Here is a 20,465-nt window from a genome sequence, read left to right as displayed (position 1 = left end):
GCTATTGGCCAGTTTCGGTGGTTTGTTCAACCGCTTGTTTGGGTAAATCTTTTAACGGCATCAGGCCCTGTCGCAAAACGCGCAGGGCATTCCCGCCCATTACAGCGCGAATTTCCGTTTCGCTGAAACCTGCCTCCATCAATGCCTGGGTGACGTGAACGATACCGCTGGTATCAAAGCGGGTCGTGACAGCGCCGTCAAAGTCCCCGCCCAGCGCGGCATGCTCAATTCCAACAAGATCGCGGACATGTTTGACGGCTTTGGCGACGGTTTTCGGATCGGTGTCACACATGGCTCCGTCCCAATAACCAAGCCCGATGACGCCACCGGTTGCGGCCACGCCCCTGATCTCGTCATCTGTCAAATTGCGATTAACGCTGCAGACCGCCTGCACGCCGCCATGGCTCGATACCACCGGCCGCCGCGCCATTTTCAAGATATCAGCAACTGTTGCCCGGCTACTGTGGGCAATGTCGACGATCATCCCCTTATCTTCCATGTCGCGGACAATCTGCCGGCCAAAGTCGGTCAGCCCGCCTTTTTCTTCCCCGTGCATGGAACCGGCCAGCTCATTGTCAAAAAAGTGCACGAGCCCCGCCATTCGCATGCCGGAGTCATAAAGTGTTTGCAGATTTTCGCGTTTGCCTTCCAATGTCTGCAAACCTTCGGCGGAAAACATCACGCCGATCACTTTTTCCCCGTTGGAGCGCGTTGTCGCCAGGCCATCGACATGAGAAGGCGTGCTGATCGCGGCTATCGCTCCATCAGAATCGGCCACTGCGCGGTCAAGCTTGGTGGCATGCCATAATTGGCGTTCCAGCAATGATTGCCAGGTACGTATGGGTTGCAACTGCGCGATGGCGAGCATTGTGATATTGTCGGTTTCGGCGCTGTTGCTATCGTAATTCTGGTCTTTGGGCGTTTTGGTAACACTGGAGAATATTTGCAGCCCGACATTGCCGTCCTGCATGCGTTTCAGGTCGACATGGCCATAATCGACGCTGTCGGTTATCTTGCGTTTCCATAGCAGGGTATCGCTGTGAAGATCGACGATCATCAGGCTGTCATGCAGCTTCTGTGCTTCGGCGGAAATTTCCGGCAACGGCTCGCCGTCAATCATATTGGTCTGTTTTTCAAATATGCTCGGCGCAAAAGTGAAAAAGGCCGCCGCACCGACAATCAGAACGATCACCAATCCAACGACAAATTTCTTCATGCCTGTTTCCGTTTTAACGTGACAAAGGAAAAGGCAGGTTTGCCATCCTTGGCGTCATAGCTCTCTCTTTCAGTTTCTTGCCAAATGGCAGGATCAAAACTGTCCATAACGGTGTCCCCTTCCACTTCAACATGCACTTCGGTGAGCGCAATACGGTCGGCTTTTGGTAGAAAGAGCCGGTAAATTTCAGCACCACCAATGACGGCGATATGCGGAGCGTTGGCGGTCTTTAAAGCATCCCGAATATCATGCACCACTTCCGCGCCTTCGGCTTCCCACTGTGTATCACGGGTCAGGACGATATGGCGTCGTCCGGGCAACAGGCCGGGCAGACTGTCAAAAGTCTTGCGCCCCATGATCATCGGTTTGCCTTGCGTCAGTGATTTGAAGTGCCGCAGGTCGGCTGGCAGGTGCCAGGGCATGGTACCGTCTTTGCCAATGACCCCATTGTCAGCGCGCGCAAGGATCAGGATGATTTCTGGATGGTTCATGAAATGCGCCTAGCTTAGATCAAACCTTGTGCAAATCAGAAAAACAATTTCGTGACATGACCCATTTTCCTGCCCGGGCGACTTTCACCTTTTCCATATAGATGAAGGTGGTTGGCCGGGTCCGAAAGCAGCGTCTGCCATTGGTCCGCATCACCGCCAATCAGGTTGGTCATTTCGACTTTTTCAGCGGCGAGCCCGGTATCGCCAAGCGGCAATCCGCAGATGGCCCGGATATGGTTTTCAAACTGGCTGGTGACCGCGCCTTCGATCGTCCAGTGTCCGCTATTATGGACGCGCGGGGCCATTTCGTTGAAAACGGGGCCGTCAGTGGTGGCGAAAAACTCGCAGGTCAGCACACCGACATAGTTCATCGCCTCTGCCATTTTGGCGGCCAGTGCACGGGCGGCTTGTTCCTGTGCGATGATTTCCGTCGGCGCGGGCACGAGCGATTGGGCCAATATGCCATCTTCATGGATGTTATGCGGCGTATCCCAGTAACCGATGATACCATCTTGTCCGCGAACCAGGATGACCGAAAATTCGTGAGAGAAAGTTACAAAACCCTCTGCCACACAAGGCTGATGTCCGACGGAATCCCAATGGGCGGTCAAATCGTCGCCCGGTTTTATTCGCGCCTGACCCTTGCCATCATAGCCCATGCGGATGGTTTTCAAGATGGCGGGCGCGCCCACCTCATCCACTGCTTTTTCGAGCGATTCCCGATCCGTTACTTCAGCAAAAGGGGCGGTCGTGCCGCCATGAGCGCGCGCGAATGTCTTTTCGGCGATCCGGTTTTGCGCAACATCAAGCGCTGCGACCGGCGGATATAGCGGTGCGCGGTCTGCTATCGCAGCGAGTGGTGCAACCGGGACATTTTCAAATTCAAATGTGATGACGTCGCAGCAATCGGCAAAACCGCCCAGGGATGCGACATCGTCATCCTGGGCGCAGGTAAATTCGGCGGCCACTTCTGCAGCGACGCTCGTTTCATCCGGCGCATATATATGGCAGCGATAGCCGAGCTGCGCGGCTGCGATCGACAGCATCCGGCCGAGTTGGCCGCCGCCCAATATACCGATGGTCGAACCGGGAGGAAGCGGAGTCATCGCTGCCCGTTATTCCGGCTGCTCGGCAACAGCGTCGCTTTGCGCGGCGCGCCAGGCATCCAGTCGCTCCGCCAGATCTTCATCTTCAATGGCGAGGATCGCTGCGGCCAGCAAGGCGCTGTTTTTAGCGCCAGCGTCTCCGATAGCCAGGGTTCCCACCGGAATGCCAGCGGGCATCTGTGCGATAGACAACAGGCTGTCGACTCCGTTCAGGCTGCGCGACTGAATCGGTACGCCCAAAACCGGAACCCGTGTCATGGCTGCTGCCATCCCCGGCAAATGTGCTGCGCCGCCTGCGCCAGCGATAATCACCTTTAGATTTCGTGCCGCCGCACCTTTGGCATAGTCATAGAGCCGGTCCGGCGTCCTGTGGGCCGAAACGATTTTAACTTCATGGCTGATTTCGAGTTGTTCAAGAATTTCCGCGGCCAGGCGCATGGTTGTCCAGTCAGACTGACTGCCCATGATAATTCCAATTTTCGGAGTGGCTTCGGTCATGCTTGCACCTGCATAGTGTCGCGGAAGCACAATCGTTTAGCCATGAAATGCCGGGCGCGCAATGCGCCAATGCAGGTGCCCATCCTTTTCTAATCATAGTTTTACAATAAAGGACTTTTGCTGGCCAATATCTGCCATTGCTATTGACTAAAATGATCAATCTGAACTAGGTATCAAATAATTATACAGTACTAATGAATAATAATATCTTTCTGGGGGTGTCGGGGTGGTGGATGAACTTGTCGGGGAGAAAGAAGTTAAAGAAAAATGCGCAAATTGTATGCTTCTTCAGGTAGAAAATATTCGCTTGAAAGAAGAATTGTCTGAAATGGAAAAACGTGCCAATCATGATGCTTTGACTGGATTGCCCAACCGCCGCCATTTCATCGAGAGCCTGCAGGAACGGATCGTGCGCTGTCAGCGCTACGGCGACAACACGGCATTGTTATTCCTCGACGTCGATGATTTGAAAATGATCAACGATCAGCACGGCCACGGGGCGGGTGATGTGCTGCTCGTGCATCTGGCGCACATTTTACAAACCAATATTCGAGTCTGTGACATGGTTGCCCGTATCGGTGGCGATGAATTTGCTCTGCTGCTCGATAATCTTGATGCCGATGAGGTGGAACGCAAGATTTTGGCGCTGATAAACCGGATCAAGACCACCCAATTGCTCCACGACGGACGCTTTCTCGAATTTGGCGCTGCCATTGGCTATAGTTTTGTTGGGCCAGCGGATACCGTATCCGCCCTTATGTCGCGCGCCGATGAAGTGATGTATCAATCCAAAAAGGATTAAATATAAGCGTTTCCGATTCTATCGTTCCGACAGATAATAGCGCTCATTCTCGTTCAGACTATCATCGAGATCATAGATAATCGGCTGTCCAGTCGGGATCTCCAGACCGGTGATCTCATCATCGGAAATACCCGACAGATGCTTGACCAGCGCGCGCAGGCTGTTGCCATGGGCAGAGATGAGAACGCGCTTGCCGGACTGCAGTTCCGGCGCGATGCGGGTTTTCCAATAAGGCAGCACGCGGGCGATAGTGTCTTTCAGGCTCTCTGTCGCGGGCACTTCTATGCCGGCATAGCGCGGGTCAGAGGACATTTGATATTCGCTGTCGGCGGCCATGGGCGGTGGCGGCGTATCAAAGCTGCGGCGCCAGATATGGACCTGTTCATCGCCATGTTTGTCACGGGTTTCCTGCTTGTTGAGGCCGGTTAGCCCGCCATAATGCCGCTCGTTCAGCCGGTAATTTTTTTCCACCGGCAACCATAGCCGGTCCATTTCTTCCAGCGCCAGATTGAGCGTCTTGATCGCCCGGCTTTGCAAGCTGGTGAAACACAGGTCCGATTCAATGCCTTTTTCTTTCATCAGGCGACCCGCCGCCTTGGCTTCTTCAATACCTTTTTCGGTGACATCGACGTCCCACCAGCCGGTAAAGCGGTTTTCCAGATTCCATTGAGATTGGCCGTGACGAAGCAGAATCAGTTGAGGCATAGAATGTCCTTAAATTTGCTGTTGAGGCCTCTCTAGCGGTGAAGGCAGGGTCCGCCAAGCCAGATATTCATTCATATTGGGAAGGATAAAGCTGAACTATTTATACAATTTCTACGCAAAATGGCGGTCAAATTGCGACGAACCGAGCCGGGTAGCGACGATTGCGCAACCTGTCCGGTGACGATAGAAAACGGGCGTTGATGTCGAGGTGGCGTAATCATAGCGCGTAAAATATAGGAAAAACCCGCCATGTAGGAAAGCGGTTTCAGTGCGGCGCCTGATTGGCGATCACAATATCCTGCTGAGAGTATAAAAGGCCCCGAGCCCGCCGACCAAATAAGCGGCCGGCATCTCCGCCCATCTGCGGCGGTCAACCGGTGATCGGCCAATCAGCCAAAGCAAGGCGAGCGCCAGCGCGACAAATAGTATCTGTCCGATTTCAACGCCGAGGTTGAACAATAGCAAGGCCCATATTTCTTCGCCTTTCGGCAAGCCGATATCCGCCAGCGCGCCAGCAAAGCCGAGGCCGTGGAGCAAGCCAAAGCCCAGTGCGATCAGCCAGGGTTTGCGAATGGTCAGGCTCGTCTTGCCCGCCCATTTGCGCACCACTTCGACGGCGAGGAAAAATATCGACAGCGCGATGAGCAGCTCCACCGGTTCACTGGGCAAGGTGAACAGGCCGAGCGCGGTGATGGCCAGCGTGACACTATGGCCGACAGTGAAGGCGGTGATGACCCACAAAAGCTGCCTTGGCGCTGTCAGCAGCAGCAGTCCAAGAACAAACAGCAAGTGGTCCCAGCCAAAGAGCATATGCTCTGCACCAATCCGCAGATAGGCGCCGGTCGGGGAACCAGCCGGATCGCCCAAGGCAAAGGACGCGCTGGCGGGGCGCAAGATATGGGTGCTTTCTTCGCCGCTTGCTGTGCGGAGGCGGACAAACACATCGGTGAGGGTGCGGTCGAGGCCTTCTATGGAAACGTCGCCACTATCGAGCCGGCAGGGCACCTGCCAGCTTTCGACAATCGCATCGCCGGATATGACCTGGCGGGTGGTCTCTGGCTCGGGGCACTGATCCGGCAGTACGGGTCGCATTTTGAGCTTGCGGCCAGACAGGATCGGTTGTTTCCAGACAACCGCGACGGTGCCATCCGATTGTGCGGTCAGTTCGAGGGCGGCGGGACGAATTTCATGGGCGCTGGCGGGGAGGGCAAATGCAAACGCCAACCAACAAAAAGCCAAACCCATAATCCGTTCGGGCTTAGCCCGTCGAAGCCAGTCCCTTGTTTCAAACGCGGCGTGCGCCAGCGCCTTCGACAGGCTCAGGACGAACGGGGTGTGGGATTTCGCGTTTCCGCTATTCACCCTTGCCACCCTCAATCACCACATCATAGCCGCTGACCAATTCTTGCAGCGCCGCTTGCTTGGCCTTGCTGCTCTGGTCTTCCTGCCAGGCGGCGGCGACTTCGGCTTTGATCGGTTCGAAATTTGCCTCGGCGGCGCTGTCGATGGTTTCGATGCGCACCAGATGCAGTCCGAAAGCAGACCCTATAGGCGGGCTCCATTGTGCCGCCTCCAACTTGAAAATGGCGCTCGCAAAATCCGGTCCGAACAGCCGCGTCACTTCGCTTTCCGGCAGCGCGGCATAGCTGCGTTTCTGAATGAACGGATCGCCCAGACCTTTCCAGTCGGCACCCGATTTTGCAGCATTCAGGGCGCTGGCCGCAACCGCCTCAATCGCGCCACCATGTTTTTCGGGGCTCAGATAGATATGGACAAAACTCCGCCGTTCGGGCGCGGCAAATTTATCGCGATTTTGTTCGAACCATGTCTTCAGCTCTGCATCGGAAGGATTGGCCGCCTTGCTTTCACCGCTGACCAGAAAATCCATTTTTTGCGCCAGACGGCGCTGGATGATGGTGTCTTCATCGCCGAGGCCCAGCCGCTCCGCCTCGCGAACCAACACCTGCTGCTGCACATATTGGTCGATAATCTGCTGTCTGTCCTCACCGGTGGGCAGGCGGCCAGCGGTATTGGCCCATAGCGCGCTGAGGCGGTCCATCTCGGCGGCACTGACGGTTATCGTCCGGCCCTGTTCGCCCTGATAATTTGACCATATGTGGTTGATGGCAACCAGTGCCAGTCCGATCAGAACAAAATGCGTGATCGGGTCACGGAAGGCTTTTTTCAAAATGGTTATGGCTTTCACGATGATCTCAAAACCCGTTCGTCCTGAGCTTGTCGAAGGATATTTCTGCTATTGGAAATGGCTTCGACAGGCTCAGCCCGAACGGTAAAGGGAACGGATGGCAGGAACTTAAACCGTTGGCACATACCAGATCGGCGAAGACCAGGCGCGTTCCTGAATGGTTTTCTGCAAGGCCGGGTTAGGCGGCACGCCTGCGCGTATCGCATCCCATGTCGACCAGCGGCAAACCGGGTTTTCCAGCACGCGGACATAATAGGATGCACGCTGTCCCGGCTTATGCTCGGGATCGCGCCAGAAGGTTTTGAGTTCCGGTGCGCCTTTGTCGGTCGAGATGGAGCAATCGGACAGATTGACCGTCGCGCCATTGTCGGGACAGCGCGCGGTGGCCGGATCGACCGTGCCGCCATCGGAACAGGCGACATCGAAGACTTTCTCATTGGTCTTGCCGCTATCGGTCCAGACTTTGACAATCTGCACCCGCTGCAACGGCGCGCTCATCGCATCGCGCATCGCCCAGACGATGAAGCCGGGGGCCTTGCCCTGACCAACCAGATCGCCGCCCATGGTCACGCCATTTTTATAGGCCTTGGACACCATGTCGGGATCATCCAGCATGGCGGCGTCAAAACCAAAGCCGCCAAAGAAGCGCAATTTGATCCGCGTGCCGGTGGTTGCATAGGTTTCCTTGCGCCGCATCGCGTCAAAAATCGCCTCGCGGGTATTTTCCTCCGCCCAGACCGCTGCATAACCTGATGCACCCCAGCGGGAGAACCAGCTCGCCGCCCGCGGATCAACAGTCACGCCTTCCCAGCTTTTCTTGCCGCCGGGTGGAATGGAGCCACGGGCTTCTGCCGTGCCGTCAACAACGCCGATTTTGGACCAGAAGAATTTTTCGTCAAACGAGCCGCCAGCAACATGGGTGTCGGTGGACCCGATCAGGCCGAATTTATAGGGATTGCTGCCGATTTTATCCTCGAGCATCAGACCATTGGCATAAGCCTGCCGGACATAGTCACCGCTGACAGTCTTGGATTTGATCTGCGAGGACAGCAGATATTCGTAAATCCCGAAATCGGCCCATTCATCATTGGGGGAAAGCGACGGATGGGTTTCCGATGTGCCTTTAACCTGCGTAATTTCGACAATCGGCTCGTTGCGCATGCGCTGGTCGGCATAGGCCTTGGTCAGCGGCTGGCCATTATAGGTTTCCAGCTTGAACATCTCGCCGTCAGACACATTGCTGTTATGGGGTATCGAAAGCCCGTCATTTCCGGCCGCGCGCTGTTCGTCCATCCAGTTCCACAAATCTTCGGGATTGGTCGAATCCAGCGTTCCGAAAGGCATATCGGGGGCGGAGCCCCGGAATACGACGTTACGGTGGAGATTGCCCCCGGCAAAACCGCCACCTTCGCCCTGGGTTACGCGCGTCGCGGTATATTCATAGGCGGAGAAGGTCGTGAACTTGCCGGGCTTATAATATTTGTCCGCTGCATCGATGGTGGCTTTCCAGACGTCTCCGACAATTTTCGGGTCATAGACACCGTCCATCTTGCGGCCATCGCGCACGGCGCCGCCGATCAGCTGGAACGCCGCGATGATCTTGTCGGGATCCGCGCTGAACATGTCCCGGGCCATTTCCAGCTTGGAAATTTCGGTGCCCTCGGTATCCATCGCGGGCAAGTGGCCCAGATAGGCCGCATGATCGGTGACTGCCATAAAGTCGAGCGCCGGGCCTTCGAGTTTCAGGTCATAGCCGGAGGGGTGGGTAATGCCTTCGCCCATGCCGAATTTATACGCATCTTCCGGCGTGGTTCGGACGTTGAATATATAGGCGTCAAAGCTGTTGCGGGTATGGATATGGAGGTCGCCGAAATAGACATTGCGGTCCGGATTGGGTTGCTCGGCCGTCTCGCCCGGTGCCAGCGCGATATCGTTTTGGTCCTCGGCTGCATTCCCGCCCGTACAGCCAACCATCAGCGCGCCAATCGCGGCCAGACTCAAATAATTGCGCATCATATCTTTCCCCTCCCGTGCGTCTCATTGACTGGACGCATCTGTCTTATACCCCATTTTACACCGCTCTACCATATGGCTTTACAGCGCCGAGAAGTGCCTGTTTCTCTAATGGCACAACGCTTTTTTATCTGCGCTTTATCCCACTTCTCCGGTTGATTTAATGACCTAGTTAAATGACTTATGCAAGCGTAGCTGCAGCAGATAAGACCATTCCCCACCAACCCCACCCAAAATGGCGACGCTGTGGTTACATTCAACTGGAGAGAATGATTATGAAGAGTATGAATCGCGTCCTCATGGCGGCCCTGTGCAGCACTGCCCCTATCGCCGCAATCACCCCCGTTCATGCGCAGGATCAGGGTGCCGAAGAAACAATGGATGACAATATCATCATTGTGACGGCGACCCGCCGGGCACAGGATGTGCAGGATATTCCCCTCGCTGTGACGGCGGTCAGCCCGGTTCAGCTGGAGCGGCAAGGCGTGGTCAACGTCCAGGATATCACACAGGTTTCATCAAGCTTTTCAACCTCTAACGCCCAGGCGGCGTCGGGCAGCGTCGTGCTGCAAATCAGGGGCGTCGGCACGACATCCAACAATATCGGTTTTGAAAGCGCCGTCGGCATTTTCATTGACGGCGTTTATCAGTCCCGCCCCGGCATTGCCCTTTCCGAATTTGTCGATGTGGAACGGGTGGAAGTCCTGCGCGGACCGCAGGGCACATTGTTTGGGCGCAATACCTCTGCCGGGGCGTTGACGATCACCAACGTGCGGCCTGATGTCAGTGAGTTTGGCGGTTTCGTGAACGCAACCTATGGCAATTATGACCTGATCAATGTGCAGGGTGCGATTAACGTCCCGATTGTTCAGGATACTCTGGCGCTGCGCCTGACCGGTGCCTATCGTGAGCGCGATGGCTTTATCGATGTGGTTGATGAAACCGGCAAAATTGGCGAGTCCAACGAGAAAGACCAATATCTTATCCGCGGTCAGCTCGGCTATGAAGGTGATAGCGGCCTGACCGTGCGGGTGATTGGTGATTTTTCGAAGAGCACAGCCAATTGCTGTTCTGCGGTGGAACTGCTGGCATCGCCGCTGGAAACGTCGGGACTGTTTGAGGCGGTCGGTCTTGGTCCCCGTGGCGGACAGTTTCAGCCCAATACCGGACAGGAAGCGGCTGATGACCGGATCGCCTCGGCCAATTTTGCGCCTCGTGGCGACCTCGAACAATGGGGCGTTACGGCAGAGGTGGAATATCCAATCAGCGACAGCGCCGACATCATCTATATCGGCTCCTATCGGGAGTTTGACAGTTTAGAAAGGTACGACTCCGATTTCACCGCGCTGGATATTTTCGATGTCGATCGGGCACGGGCCAATATCAACACGATGACCCATGAACTGCGGGTGCAGGGTGAGGCGTTTGACGGCGCGCTCAACTGGCTCGTCGGTGGCTATTATTCCGACGAGGATATCAAGCAGGATGTCAGCTTCTCACTCGGTGAAGACTATGACGCGCTGGTCGGCGCGCTGTTGCAAGGGGCGCTGGGCGCCAATCCGCTGGAGCAATTGTCCGGCGGCGTTGATCCTTCTGTAGTGACCGCGACCAACAGCTATACGCAAAACAGCAAAAGCTGGTCGCTTTTCACCCATAATACGCTGGAAGTGATTGACGGTTTGAAATTGACTGTTGGTTTGCGCTACTCGGATGAGAGCAAGGATGGCGGTTTTGAACAAACCGCAAGCAACAATCCGCTTTGCACCAGTATCCGCGCGGCGTTTATCAACAACCCGGCCGCCGTACCTCCGGCCGCCGTGTCCTTGGGATGCTTTGCCTTTCTTGCTCCGGCGACCGGATCAGATGCGACGGATGCAGAAATTCCATTCGCCTTTCTGCCGCGTCCCTTTGAAGGCGAGTTTAACGACAGCGAGCTTATCTACACCGGCAAGATCGCTTATGAATTTGCCGATCCCGTCAATATTTATGCCAGCTTCACGCATGGCTACAAGTCTGGCGGGTTCAATCTGGATTCAACTGCGGGGGCCGGTGGCTCAGATCCGCGGTTTGATTCCGAAGAGGTGGATGCTTACGAGGTCGGGCTGAAGGCCAAGTTTCTCGATAACCGGGTGACGTTGAACGTTGCCGGCTTCCACGAAATATTCACGAACTTCCAAATCCTCGAGTTTACCGGGGCACAGTTCCAGACGTTCAATGTTCCGAAAGCGAAAACCACGGGCGTCGAAATTGAAACTGTCATTCGTCCGGATGACAATTTCACCCTGAACGCCGGCCTTACTTATACCGATGCACGATATCCCAGCGACTGTGCCGGCGATCTGACCGACCTGCAGGTTCGGAACCTTTGTGGGGCCTCTTTAACCAATGCACCGGATATCGTCGCCATAGCGGGTGCGACCTACGAAAATGATCTCGGCAATAACCTCGATTTCTTTCTCAACGGTCAAATCCGCATGGAAAGTGATCGCCGGACATCGACCCAGCCTTCCAATCCTGCCGATCTGGCGGATCAAACGCCACTCGCTTTTGATATTCAGGACGGCAATACAAAAATTAACCTGCGCGCCGGGATTGGTAGCCAGGATGACAGCTGGGGCATAGAGGCATGGGTCAATAACCTGACCAATGAAGTCACCCGCGGGGTGACCTTTAACACCGTCCTGCGGTCTGGGTCCCGGTCAGCCTATCTGCAGGAACCTCGCACATTTGGTGTTACGCTGCGCGGAAAATTCTAAAACTATAGTGGTTTAGGGGGCATTTCGTCAGCATGATTGGGGCCGGTCTTCCGGCCCCTTTTTTGTGCCACCATCCTTTTTGGTACACGTCAGATAGTGTATCGATAGCATCATATATACCACAAATTGTGTTTATGGCCTCCCATGAATCGCAGATTTACGCTGTTTTCAATGTAACATTTTTACCACGGCTGGCCATATTCTGCACAGATATGCGCATATCCTCTTGATTTAATAGTCCGATTAACAGACCTATGCCGGTGAAACCAATGCAATAAGATCATGGTCCTTCCCCAAAATACCGGGACAAATGACAAGCGGCGGCAAGTTCAACGGGAGAGAATGTTTATGAAAAGTTTGAATCGCGTCCTCATGGCTGCATTGTGCACAAGCGCAATGACGGTCCCAGCTTACGCACAAGATGCCGGTGCCGAAGAGGTTGATGACAATGTCATCATCGTGACCGCCACCCGCCGTGCCCAAGATGTCCAGGACATTCCGCTTGCTGTTACCGCGGTTAGCCCGGTCCAGCTCGAACAGCAGGGCGTCGTCAACGTTCAGAATATCGGAAGCGTATCCCCAAGCTTCTCAACCTCGAACGCACAAACAGCATCGGGTACAGTCGTGCTGCGTATCCGCGGCGTTGGTACCACCTCTAACAATATTGGCTTTGAATCGGCCGTTGGTATTTTCGTCGACGGTGCCTATCAATCCCGTCCAGGCGTTGCATTGGGCGAGTTCGTCGATGTGGAACGTGTCGAAGTCCTGCGCGGCCCACAAGGCACATTGTTCGGACGGAACACCTCGGCTGGTGCACTGAACATTACCAACAAGCGCCCTGATCTTGATGAATTTGGCGGCTTTGTAAACGCGACCTATGGCAATTTTGATCATATCAGTGTGCAAGGTGCGATCAACGCGCCGATTATCGAAGACACGCTGGCACTGCGCGTAACCGGTGCTTACCGGCAACGTGACGGCTTTGTTGATATTATCGACAGCAACGGCGCAAGCGTAGGTGATTCCAACGACACCGAACAGTATCTTGTCCGTGGTCAGCTGGGATATGAAAGCGACAGTGGTATTCAGGCGCGCCTGATTGTCGACTATTCGAAAAGCACGGCAAGTTGTTGTGCCGCGATTGAAGTCTTGCAATCCGGTATCGAAACGGCCGGTCTTTTTGGCGCGGTTGGTCTTGGCGCACGCGGCGGCATGGCCGGTCCGGATGTTGCTTTGACACCGTTTGATATCACGTCAGCCCAGCGCGCTGTCGATAATCGCATCGCTACGTCCGATCAGAGAGCAGATCCTTCCAACGATCAGTGGGGCATAACCGGTGAGATAGAATTTCCGATCAGCGACTCAGCTGACCTGATCTATATCGGTTCCTACCGCGAATATCGCGCGGAAGAGGCCTATGACTCGGATTTCTCCGGCCTTGATATTTTCAATGTCCTGCCTGGCAGTGATACCGCAATCGACACGATGACCCACGAACTGCGTGTTTAGGGTGATGCCTTTGACGGTGCTCTAAGCTGGTTGGTCGGCGGCTATTATTCTGATGAAGATATTACGCAATCAACCAACTTTGGTCTGGGCGCAGATTATGACCGGTTGGTCGGCGCTTTGCTGGCTGCTGGTACAGGTGGAGCTACACTGAACCCGGCTAGCCCGCTGTTCGCCGGTGCAACGCCGTTGCAAACATTGACCGGTATTGACCCTGCAACGGTTCGGACGACTAATGCTTACACGCAAAGCAGCAAAAGCTGGTCCGTTTTCACGCATAATACACTGGAAGTGGCTCAAGGACTTAAGCTGACAGTTGGTCTGCGCTATTCGGATGAAAGCAAGGACGGTTCGTTCACCCAACCAGCGATCAACAACGATCTCTGCCCTGCCACTTTGGGTCAGATTTTCGCAGGCGGTCTGCCAGGTGGTGCTGGTAGTCCTCTGACCAACAGCTACTTCGGACTGGGTTGTTTCGCATTTGTGGCTCCGGCTATCGGAACAGATGCAAACCCGTTCCCACTGCCGCGGCCTTTCGTCAGCGAATTTAGCGATGAAGAGCTGATCTATACCGGTAAAGTGAGCTATGAATTCGCCGATCCTGTAACCGTCTATGCCAGCTTTACGCATGGTTATAAATCCGGTGGTTTCAACCTTGATTCCACAGCAGCATCCGGCGGCGCTGATCCGCGCTTTGCTTCGGAAGAAGTCGATGCCTATGAAGTTGGTCTGAAAGCCAAGTTCCTCGATAACGCTGTGACCTTGAATGTTGCAGGTTTCCATGAGGAATTCACAGACTTCCAGGTTCTGGAATTCACTGGCGCTCAGTTCACCACGTTTAACGTTCCAAGTGCAAAATCAACCGGTGTTGAAATTGAAACAGTCATTCGCCCGGATGATAACTTCACTATCAATGGCGGTCTGACCTACACCGATGCAAGATATCCAAATGATTGTGCCGGTACGCAAACATCGGCCAATGTTCTGAGCCTGTGCGGTAATTCGCTCACCAATGCTCCGAAATGGGTTGGTATCATGGGTGCTACCTATGATCGTGATCTTGGCGATAGCCTGAAGTTCTTCGTCAACGGTCAGATCCGCATGGAAAGTGACCGCAGAACATCTACGCAGGCGATTGTTGTACCAAATGCTGCAGCCATTACTGCGGCAGGCAGCGTGCAGGCAGCGGTTGATGTGGCTCCACTCAATCCGTTTGACGTTCAGAACGGCACGGTCAAAATCAATATGCGCGCCGGTCTTGGCGATATTGATGATGCCTGGGGCATTGAAGCCTGGGTCACTAACCTGACCAATGAAGTGACCCGCGGTGTGACCTTTAACACCGTGTTGCGCTCTGGATCACGTTCAACCTTCATCCAGGAACCACGCATGTTTGGTGTGACCCTTCGCGGGAAGTTCTAAGATTTGATAAGTTTGGGGGCATTTCGTCACCACAAGGAGGGGCCGGATTTTCCGGCCCCTTTTTATTGCCGCCACGGTCAATGCCGGTTGCGTGACAGGTTCATCGGTGCAAAAGTCTCCCAATGAGCAGCTATAGTTTTCAAACCGTTCCTGTCCTGCATTTTGGCGAGGGCTGTCTTTCTCTTCTGGCCGGTCAGATTACTGCCTTGGGCGGTTCCCGACCGCTAATCGTGACCGACAAGGGCATTGTCGGCGCGGGCCTTATCGCACCGGTGCAACAAGCGCTAACCGATGCCGGGTTGTCGGCGCAGATATTTGATGCGGTTATCGCCGATCCACCGGAGGCCATTGTCGAGCAAGCCATTGATATGGCGAAGAGCGCCGATGTTGATATTGTCATTGGTCTGGGTGGCGGCAGTTCGCTCGATACCGCAAAGGTTGTCGCAGCACTGGCAATTGATGGTGCACAAGGTCTTTCCGAAATTTACGGCGTCGGCCAATTGGCCCGCAAAGGATTGCCAACCATATTGATCCCGACGACATCGGGAACGGGCTCGGAAGTCACCGCCATTTCCATTCTTACCACTGGCGAGACGACCAAGGCCGGGATTGTCTCTCCCCATCTGTTTGCCGACGCGGCAATCCTCGATCCCTCGCTGACACTTGGTTTGCCGGCTGATGTGACGGCGGCTACCGGCATCGATGCGATGGTTCATGCGATCGAGGCCTATACCGGCCGCCATGCGAAAAACCCGCTGTCGGACATGCTGGCGATAGCGGCGCTGAAACTGCTCACCGCCCATATCGAAACCGCCTGTTCGGACGGCACCAATATAGTGGCACGCGAAGCCATGCTGCGTGGCTCGATGCTCGCCGGGCAGGCTTTTGCAAACTCGCCGGTTGGCGCGATCCATGCGCTCGCTTATCCGCTCGGCGGGATTTATCATATTCCTCACGGCCTCTCCAATGCGCTGGTCATGCCGCATATCATGCAGTTTAATCTCGACGCAGCAGCACCGCTTTATGCAGAATTGGCTGATGCTTTGGATGTGCCGAAAACCGGCCCCAATAGTGCCGAAGCCCGCGCGCAGGAATTGATCGACTATCTTGAAGGCATGGCCGTAAAGGTAAAAGCGCCCCGCCGCTTGCGCGAAGTCGGAATAGCCGAAGATGCGGTGGATGCGCTGGCTGAGGCTGCCATGTTGCAGACCAGACTGCTCGTCAACAATCCCAAAGAGCTGGACCTCGCCGACGCCAAACGGATCTATGCCGATGCCTGGTAAAGAGCGCACCCCGCCGCCAATGTGGGATGATTATCGCGATGGCTCATCGATCACCACGCGCTGGAACGACAATGATCCCTATGGTCACGTCAATAATGCGGTCTATTATTTCTGGTTTGATAGTGCGGTGAACCGCTATCTGATCGAGCAGGGCGCGCTCGACATTGAAAAGAGCGATGTCATCGGGTTGGTGGTCCAGACGTCTTGCGAATATTTTGCACCTATCGCCTTTCCCGATCTGGTCGAGGCGCGCATCCGGGTCGAGAAGCTCGGCCGGACCAGCGTGACCTATGGTGTTGGCCTGTTTCGCGGTGATGAAAAAACCGCGTCGGCGGCAGGCAGCTTCACCCATGTCTATGTGGATCGGGAGAGCCGGCGGCCGACACCCTTGTCCGCGCCCTTGCGTTCTGCGCTGGAATTGATAACCCTTTAACTGAGCAGTTAAAGGACCAGGACCATGCGCCACGCCGAGGATACCGAAGAACGCCAGCAATTTCGGGAAATGACCCGGCGTTTTATCGAAACCGAGTTGCAACCTTTTGCCAATACGTGGGACGAAGCGGGAGAAATTCCGTGGGAAGTCCATCAAAAAGTGGGGGCGCTGGGCACCTGGGGCTTTGGTGTGGCCGAGCAATATGGCGGTCTTGGTTTTGACGATATGTATATGCGCTGCATCTGGGGCGAAGAGGCGGCCCGGGCCCATAATGGCGGCACGTTGGCGGCGCTTGGCGGACGCAGCATCTCCATTGGGCCGATCGAGAAACTGGCGTCTCAGGAGATCAAGGACCGTATTCTCAAGGACATTGTCCAGGGGCGGGTCGGTTCCAGTCTCGGCGTGACAGAGCCGGGCGGCGGCTCCGATGTAGCCAATATGAAAACCACCGCGCGGCAAGACGGCAATCACTGGATCATCAACGGGTCCAAGACATTCATTACGGGTGGTATGACTTCCGACTATTTCGTTGTCGGTGCGCGAACCGGTGGGGAGGGGCTGAACGGAATTTCCCTCTTCCTGGTCGAGAAGGATATGGAGGGTTTTTCCCGCACCGCGCTCGACAAGAAAATGGGCTGGTGGGCGTCGGATCAGGCGACTTTATATTTCGATGATGTCCGGGTTCCGGCTGGGAACATGCTGGGTGATGAAGGGCGTGGCTTCATCCAGATCATGCATAATTTCAACTATGAACGGCTCGGCATGGTCGCCCAGTGCCTTGGCATGATGCGGGTATTGCTGGAGGAATCCATCGCTTATGCGCAGCAACGCGAAACTTTCGGCAAACCGCTCAGCCAGCATCAGGTGATCCGCCACAAAATCGCGGAAATGTCGGCCCGTGTCGATGCGACCGAGGCTTGGGTCAACCAGATCTGCTTTCTGGCCGAAAATGATCAAATGCCCGTGGATCAAATCTGCAAAGCCAAGTTTTTCAGCACCAAGAATCTCGAATATTGTGCGAGCGAAGCCATGCAAATCTGGGGCGGGGCCGCCTATTTGCGCGGCAATGTCGTGGAGCGTTTTTACCGCGAGGTGAAAGTCATGGCGATTGGCGGCGGGTCAGAGGAAATCATGCGCGATCTGGCGGTGCGGCAAATGGGGCTTTAACATAGCTAGACATTTTTGCTCTTCGGTCCGATAGCATTTCGATGGCTGCTCCTTCTGATCTCCAACACCAATCTGCGCCCATATTGCCCATCGGTTCCGTACTGACAGGGCTTGCCTTTTTCTGCCTGATGGACGTGACGATGAAAAGCCTCAGCATCGCGCTGGGAGCGTATAATGCGATTTTTTGGCGGGTGTTATTGGCGCTGTTTTTGGTCGGTATTCTCTATCTCGCACGTCGCCCGAAAATGCCGGCCAAGCCGACCCTGAAAATTCATCTCCAGCGCGGGATCATAACGGTCTTCATGGCATTTCTGTTTTTCTGGGCTTTGGCGCGTGTGCCGATTGCTGAAGCCGTTGCGCTTTCCTTTATCGCGCCGATTATCGCACTATATCTTGCCGCCGTCTTTCTCGGCGAAACCATCCACCGCAATGCGATTTTTGCTTCTGTTCTCGGCCTCGCCGGGGTTGTTGTGATCGGTTGGGGCAGAATGAGCGGGGATTATACCAATGACGAACTGCTCGGGTTCGGCGCGGTGCTGCTATCGGCGCTTCTCTATGCCGCCAATCTGGTGATCCAGCGCAGCCAGGCGCTGCTGGCTGATCCGATCGAGATCAGTTTCTTCCAGAATCTGGTAGTAGGGGTCAGCTACGCGCTGGTCGCTCCGTTCCTGGCGGTTGTGCCGGATATCCAATATGCGCCGGAATTTTTGGCCGCTGCCCTGCTGTCGATCATCTCGGCGCTGTTCATCGCCTGGGGCTATGCACGGGCGCAGGCGCAGGTTTTGATCAATCTGGAATATAGTGCGTTTATCTGGGCCGCGATATTCGGCTGGGTGTTCTTTTCAGAACCCGTCACTCTGCCGACGATATTTGGCACGGCTTTGATCGTCGCCGGCTGTATAATGGCCACCCGCCGCGACCGTGCTGTCTCCCATGTCGAGCCAACGGCGCTATAATGGTCCCATGCCTCTAAAGATCCGGAACCGCGATGCGCGCCGACTGTGGCTGGATCGACAAGGACTGGCGCGCGCGCCAACGGGGCCTTTGGACCTGCTGCAGATGATCAGGGATCTCGGCTTTGTCCAACTTGATACGATCCGTAATGTCACCCGCGCGCATCATCATATCCTGTGGAGCCGGAATCAGAATTATCGTGAGCCGATGCTCAATGATCTGCTGGCCAAAGACCGCTCGGTCTTTGAGCATTTCACGCATGACGCTTCGGTGCTGCCGATGGAATTTTATCCGCTATGGCAGCGGCAGTTTCGTCGGCTGGGCCAGCGAGCCGGTAAGCACAAGGTTATGGAAGCGGCGGATATCGCAGCTATCAAGGCGCGGATCGCCAAAGAAGGCCCGCTATCAACCCATGCGTTCGATACGAAAATTACCGGCAAGAAGGAAATGTGGGCGCGCCCGCCGCATAAGCGGGTGTTGGATCAGCTCTGGTATGCCGGTGAACTGGCGACATCGCACCGCGAAAATTTCATTAAATATTATGACCTTGCCGAACGGGTCGTGCCATCTCACCATAGAGAGATGGAACATGATGACGAGCAGCAGCAGGACTGGCTCTGCAAAGCCGCGCTCGATCGGTTGGGGTTCGGAAGCCTGGGCGATATTCAAAGATTTTGGGCGGCGATGGATGCGCAGGAAGTAAAGCAATGGGCGGGCAAGGCATCCGATCATCTGGTGCCGGTAGAATTGGAGACCGTCGACGGTGACTGGATCAGCATGGTCGCGCCGCCGCAAATCGAAACGCTGCTGGCGGGGGTCGGCCCGCCAACATCGCGGCTGCGGATCATGAGTCCATTTGATCCCGCCATTCGCGACCGTACCCGTCTTTCCCGACTGTTCGGCTTTGATTATCGCATCGAGATATTCGTGCCTGCAGCAAAGCGGCGCTGGGGCTATTATGTCTATCCGCTACTTGAGAGCGACCGGTTTGTCGGGCGTGTTGAGTTAAAGGCCGATCGTCAGGCCGGGCTGCTGAAAGTCATTCAGATTTGGCCTGAACCGCGGGTCAAATGGACAAGTGATCGCGAGAGAAAACTTGATGCCGAGCTGGCGCGCCTTGCCCGATTGATTTGCGCTGGAACGATCGAATGGCAATGCAATCGCATTACCAGTTAATATAAAGCCCTATTTCACAACGCCGCTGAAACGCAATTCACCGGAGGCGCCAGCTGCGATAGCTTTGTCAAACGTCCAGCGAATATGCGTCACATCACTTGGCTGAGCTGCCCGGGTGATGCTTACGCTTTCCGCACCTGTATCATTTTCGGTGACGGTAAATTCGGTAAGCTTGCCAAAATTCTTGCCACCATCAATCGAAACCGTGGCCCATTCTTCCTGAACCTTGGCAAAGGTAACTGCAGCATGGATGGGATTGTTGACAACGAATCCTGTCACCGGCGTCACACCTCTATTGTGGTAGGTGTTTACAAAGACCAGCCTGTCTCCCGGAATAACTTTGACATCGCTGGGATTATACAATTTGGTCTGGATTTCACCAGCCGCATTGGGTTCTGTTCGTTCAACAAGCACTTTACTGTCAATTTTTACATTTGCTCTGGCGTCCGTTGCCTGGAGCACGGCTTGCAGGGGCGCCGCATGCGCGGCCTGTGCTGCAGTTAACCCGGTAGCCAATACCCCAATGACCAGAGCAGCTTCGAATATTATAGTCCGTTTGCTCGACATGACTTTACATTCCCACTTTGTTGCCAGCCCGTTACGCAGGGCCGTTCATATCAATGAGGGAAAATATGGGCGAACTTGGTTAACGATCCGTTAAAATTACCGACAATCGGCGAGTCTGATAAGGGCGACTGCGGCGCCCAATCGTGCCAGAATATCCAAACATA

At 55.0% G+C, this 20,465-nt stretch carries 18 protein-coding genes; 9 read left to right on the top strand and 9 right to left on the bottom strand.

Translation table 11 applies throughout. The features are described from left to right. Position 1: 1 nt before the first annotated feature. Genes ACO6S1_RS04135 through purE form a run of 4 tightly spaced genes read right to left on the bottom strand, consistent with a single transcriptional unit; the run spans position 2 to position 3,311 of the window. The gene (locus tag ACO6S1_RS04135) at positions 2-1,216 is read right to left on the bottom strand and encodes a dipeptidase (RefSeq protein ID WP_422345066.1); all 1,215 of its coding nucleotides are present in this window, start codon (positions 1,214-1,216) and stop codon (positions 2-4) included. Then, the gene (locus ACO6S1_RS04130) at positions 1,213-1,707 is read right to left on the bottom strand and encodes a dihydrofolate reductase (RefSeq protein ID WP_422345065.1); all 495 of its coding nucleotides are present in this window, start codon (positions 1,705-1,707) and stop codon (positions 1,213-1,215) included. Before ACO6S1_RS04130 ends, ACO6S1_RS04135 begins: the two co-directional genes overlap by 4 nt. Before the next feature lie 35 nt (positions 1,708-1,742). Beyond that, positions 1,743-2,813, bottom strand: a complete 1,071-nt coding sequence (locus ACO6S1_RS04125; RefSeq protein ID WP_422345064.1) for a 5-(carboxyamino)imidazole ribonucleotide synthase — start codon at positions 2,811-2,813, stop codon at positions 1,743-1,745. 9 nt (positions 2,814-2,822) lie between these two features. Further along, positions 2,823-3,311, bottom strand: a complete 489-nt coding sequence (gene purE, locus ACO6S1_RS04120) for a 5-(carboxyamino)imidazole ribonucleotide mutase (protein WP_422345063.1) — start codon at positions 3,309-3,311, stop codon at positions 2,823-2,825. Between the two features lie 280 nt (positions 3,312-3,591). On the opposite strand from purE, the gene ACO6S1_RS04115 reads away from it, so the two are divergent. Beyond that, complete coding sequence (locus ACO6S1_RS04115) at positions 3,592-4,113, top strand: GGDEF domain-containing protein (RefSeq protein ID WP_422345062.1); 522 nt, start codon at positions 3,592-3,594, stop codon at positions 4,111-4,113. 18 nt (positions 4,114-4,131) lie between these two features. On the opposite strand, the gene gpmA is transcribed toward ACO6S1_RS04115, so the two are convergent. The 4 genes from gpmA to ACO6S1_RS04095 all read right to left on the bottom strand — a co-directional run bounded on the left by gpmA (position 4,132) and on the right by ACO6S1_RS04095 (position 9,040). Continuing rightward, on the bottom strand, positions 4,132-4,818 hold the full coding sequence (gene gpmA / locus ACO6S1_RS04110) for a 2,3-diphosphoglycerate-dependent phosphoglycerate mutase (protein ID WP_422345061.1): 687 nt from the start codon (positions 4,816-4,818) through the stop codon (positions 4,132-4,134). 288 nt (positions 4,819-5,106) lie between these two features. Further along, positions 5,107-6,180, bottom strand: a complete 1,074-nt coding sequence (locus ACO6S1_RS04105) for a HupE/UreJ family protein (RefSeq protein WP_422345060.1) — start codon at positions 6,178-6,180, stop codon at positions 5,107-5,109. Next, on the bottom strand, positions 6,173-7,024 hold the full coding sequence (locus ACO6S1_RS04100; RefSeq protein WP_422345059.1) for a peptidyl-prolyl cis-trans isomerase: 852 nt from the start codon (positions 7,022-7,024) through the stop codon (positions 6,173-6,175). Before ACO6S1_RS04100 ends, ACO6S1_RS04105 begins: the two co-directional genes overlap by 8 nt. A gap of 108 nt (positions 7,025-7,132) precedes the next feature. Beyond that, complete coding sequence (locus ACO6S1_RS04095) at positions 7,133-9,040, bottom strand: DUF3604 domain-containing protein (protein ID WP_422345058.1); 1,908 nt, start codon at positions 9,038-9,040, stop codon at positions 7,133-7,135. Positions 9,041-9,312: 272 nt separating this feature from the next. Between ACO6S1_RS04095 and ACO6S1_RS04090 the strand changes: the two genes are divergently transcribed. From ACO6S1_RS04090 to ACO6S1_RS04055, 8 genes are all read left to right on the top strand, one after another. After that, positions 9,313-11,793, top strand: coding sequence for a TonB-dependent receptor (locus ACO6S1_RS04090; protein WP_422345057.1), 2,481 nt, complete (start codon positions 9,313-9,315; stop codon positions 11,791-11,793). A 348-nt stretch (positions 11,794-12,141) separates the two neighbouring features. Further along, complete coding sequence (locus tag ACO6S1_RS04085; protein WP_422345056.1) at positions 12,142-13,302, top strand: TonB-dependent receptor; 1,161 nt, start codon at positions 12,142-12,144, stop codon at positions 13,300-13,302. Positions 13,303-13,332: 30 nt separating this feature from the next. After that, positions 13,333-14,721 carry a TonB-dependent receptor domain-containing protein gene (locus ACO6S1_RS04080; RefSeq protein ID WP_422345055.1) on the top strand — a complete coding sequence of 463 codons (1,389 nt, stop codon included), beginning with the start codon at positions 13,333-13,335 and terminating at the stop codon, positions 14,719-14,721. A 122-nt stretch (positions 14,722-14,843) separates the two neighbouring features. Continuing rightward, positions 14,844-16,004 (top strand): iron-containing alcohol dehydrogenase, encoded by a 1,161-nt coding sequence (locus ACO6S1_RS04075; RefSeq protein WP_422345054.1) that lies wholly within the window; start codon positions 14,844-14,846, stop codon positions 16,002-16,004. Beyond that, positions 15,994-16,437: an acyl-CoA thioesterase gene (locus tag ACO6S1_RS04070; RefSeq protein ID WP_422345053.1), complete on the top strand. Its 444-nt coding sequence runs from the start codon at positions 15,994-15,996 to the stop codon at positions 16,435-16,437. The genes ACO6S1_RS04075 and ACO6S1_RS04070 overlap by 11 nt, the downstream gene beginning before the upstream one ends. Positions 16,438-16,461: 24 nt before the next feature. After that, positions 16,462-17,604, top strand: a complete 1,143-nt coding sequence (locus tag ACO6S1_RS04065) for an acyl-CoA dehydrogenase family protein (protein ID WP_422345052.1) — start codon at positions 16,462-16,464, stop codon at positions 17,602-17,604. Positions 17,605-17,645: 41 nt separating this feature from the next. Next, positions 17,646-18,560, top strand: coding sequence for a DMT family transporter (locus ACO6S1_RS04060; RefSeq protein WP_422345051.1), 915 nt, complete (start codon positions 17,646-17,648; stop codon positions 18,558-18,560). A gap of 7 nt (positions 18,561-18,567) precedes the next feature. Then, positions 18,568-19,734, top strand: coding sequence for a winged helix-turn-helix domain-containing protein (locus tag ACO6S1_RS04055; RefSeq protein ID WP_422345050.1), 1,167 nt, complete (start codon positions 18,568-18,570; stop codon positions 19,732-19,734). Positions 19,735-19,743: 9 nt separating this feature from the next. On the opposite strand, the gene ACO6S1_RS04050 is transcribed toward ACO6S1_RS04055, so the two are convergent. Then, a complete protein-coding gene (locus ACO6S1_RS04050) occupies positions 19,744-20,301 on the bottom strand; it encodes a hypothetical protein (protein WP_422345049.1) in 558 nt (185 codons plus the stop codon). Positions 20,302-20,465: the final 164 nt, after the last annotated feature.

Origin of the sequence: Parasphingorhabdus sp. (assembly GCF_965233695.1) — a bacterium.
Taxonomy (GTDB): Bacteria; Pseudomonadota; Alphaproteobacteria; order Sphingomonadales; family Sphingomonadaceae; genus Parasphingorhabdus.
Note: the sequence above shows the minus strand (reverse complement) of the source record. Positions and strands in the feature narration are given on the sequence as shown.

What these genes read in the sequence shown, in the direction of transcription:
- ACO6S1_RS04135 (WP_422345066.1), bottom strand. Translation starts at nt 1,216, where the DNA reads ATGAAGAAATTTGTCGTTGGATTGGTGATCGTTCTGATTGTCGGTGCG.
- ACO6S1_RS04130 (WP_422345065.1), bottom strand. Translation starts at nt 1,707, where the DNA reads ATGAACCATCCAGAAATCATCCTGATCCTTGCGCGCGCTGACAATGGG.
- ACO6S1_RS04125 (WP_422345064.1), bottom strand. Translation starts at nt 2,813, where the DNA reads ATGACTCCGCTTCCTCCCGGTTCGACCATCGGTATATTGGGCGGCGGC.
- purE (WP_422345063.1), bottom strand. Translation starts at nt 3,311, where the DNA reads ATGACCGAAGCCACTCCGAAAATTGGAATTATCATGGGCAGTCAGTCT.
- ACO6S1_RS04115 (WP_422345062.1), top strand. Translation starts at nt 3,592, where the DNA reads ATGCTTCTTCAGGTAGAAAATATTCGCTTGAAAGAAGAATTGTCTGAA.
- gpmA (WP_422345061.1), bottom strand. Translation starts at nt 4,818, where the DNA reads ATGCCTCAACTGATTCTGCTTCGTCACGGCCAATCTCAATGGAATCTG.
- ACO6S1_RS04095 (WP_422345058.1), bottom strand. Translation starts at nt 9,040, where the DNA reads ATGATGCGCAATTATTTGAGTCTGGCCGCGATTGGCGCGCTGATGGTT.
- ACO6S1_RS04090 (WP_422345057.1), top strand. Translation starts at nt 9,313, where the DNA reads ATGAAGAGTATGAATCGCGTCCTCATGGCGGCCCTGTGCAGCACTGCC.
- ACO6S1_RS04085 (WP_422345056.1), top strand. Translation starts at nt 12,142, where the DNA reads ATGAAAAGTTTGAATCGCGTCCTCATGGCTGCATTGTGCACAAGCGCA.
- ACO6S1_RS04075 (WP_422345054.1), top strand. Translation starts at nt 14,844, where the DNA reads ATGAGCAGCTATAGTTTTCAAACCGTTCCTGTCCTGCATTTTGGCGAG.
- ACO6S1_RS04070 (WP_422345053.1), top strand. Translation starts at nt 15,994, where the DNA reads ATGCCTGGTAAAGAGCGCACCCCGCCGCCAATGTGGGATGATTATCGC.
- ACO6S1_RS04065 (WP_422345052.1), top strand. Translation starts at nt 16,462, where the DNA reads ATGCGCCACGCCGAGGATACCGAAGAACGCCAGCAATTTCGGGAAATG.
- ACO6S1_RS04060 (WP_422345051.1), top strand. Translation starts at nt 17,646, where the DNA reads ATGGCTGCTCCTTCTGATCTCCAACACCAATCTGCGCCCATATTGCCC.
- ACO6S1_RS04055 (WP_422345050.1), top strand. Translation starts at nt 18,568, where the DNA reads ATGCCTCTAAAGATCCGGAACCGCGATGCGCGCCGACTGTGGCTGGAT.
- ACO6S1_RS04050 (WP_422345049.1), bottom strand. Translation starts at nt 20,301, where the DNA reads ATGTCGAGCAAACGGACTATAATATTCGAAGCTGCTCTGGTCATTGGG.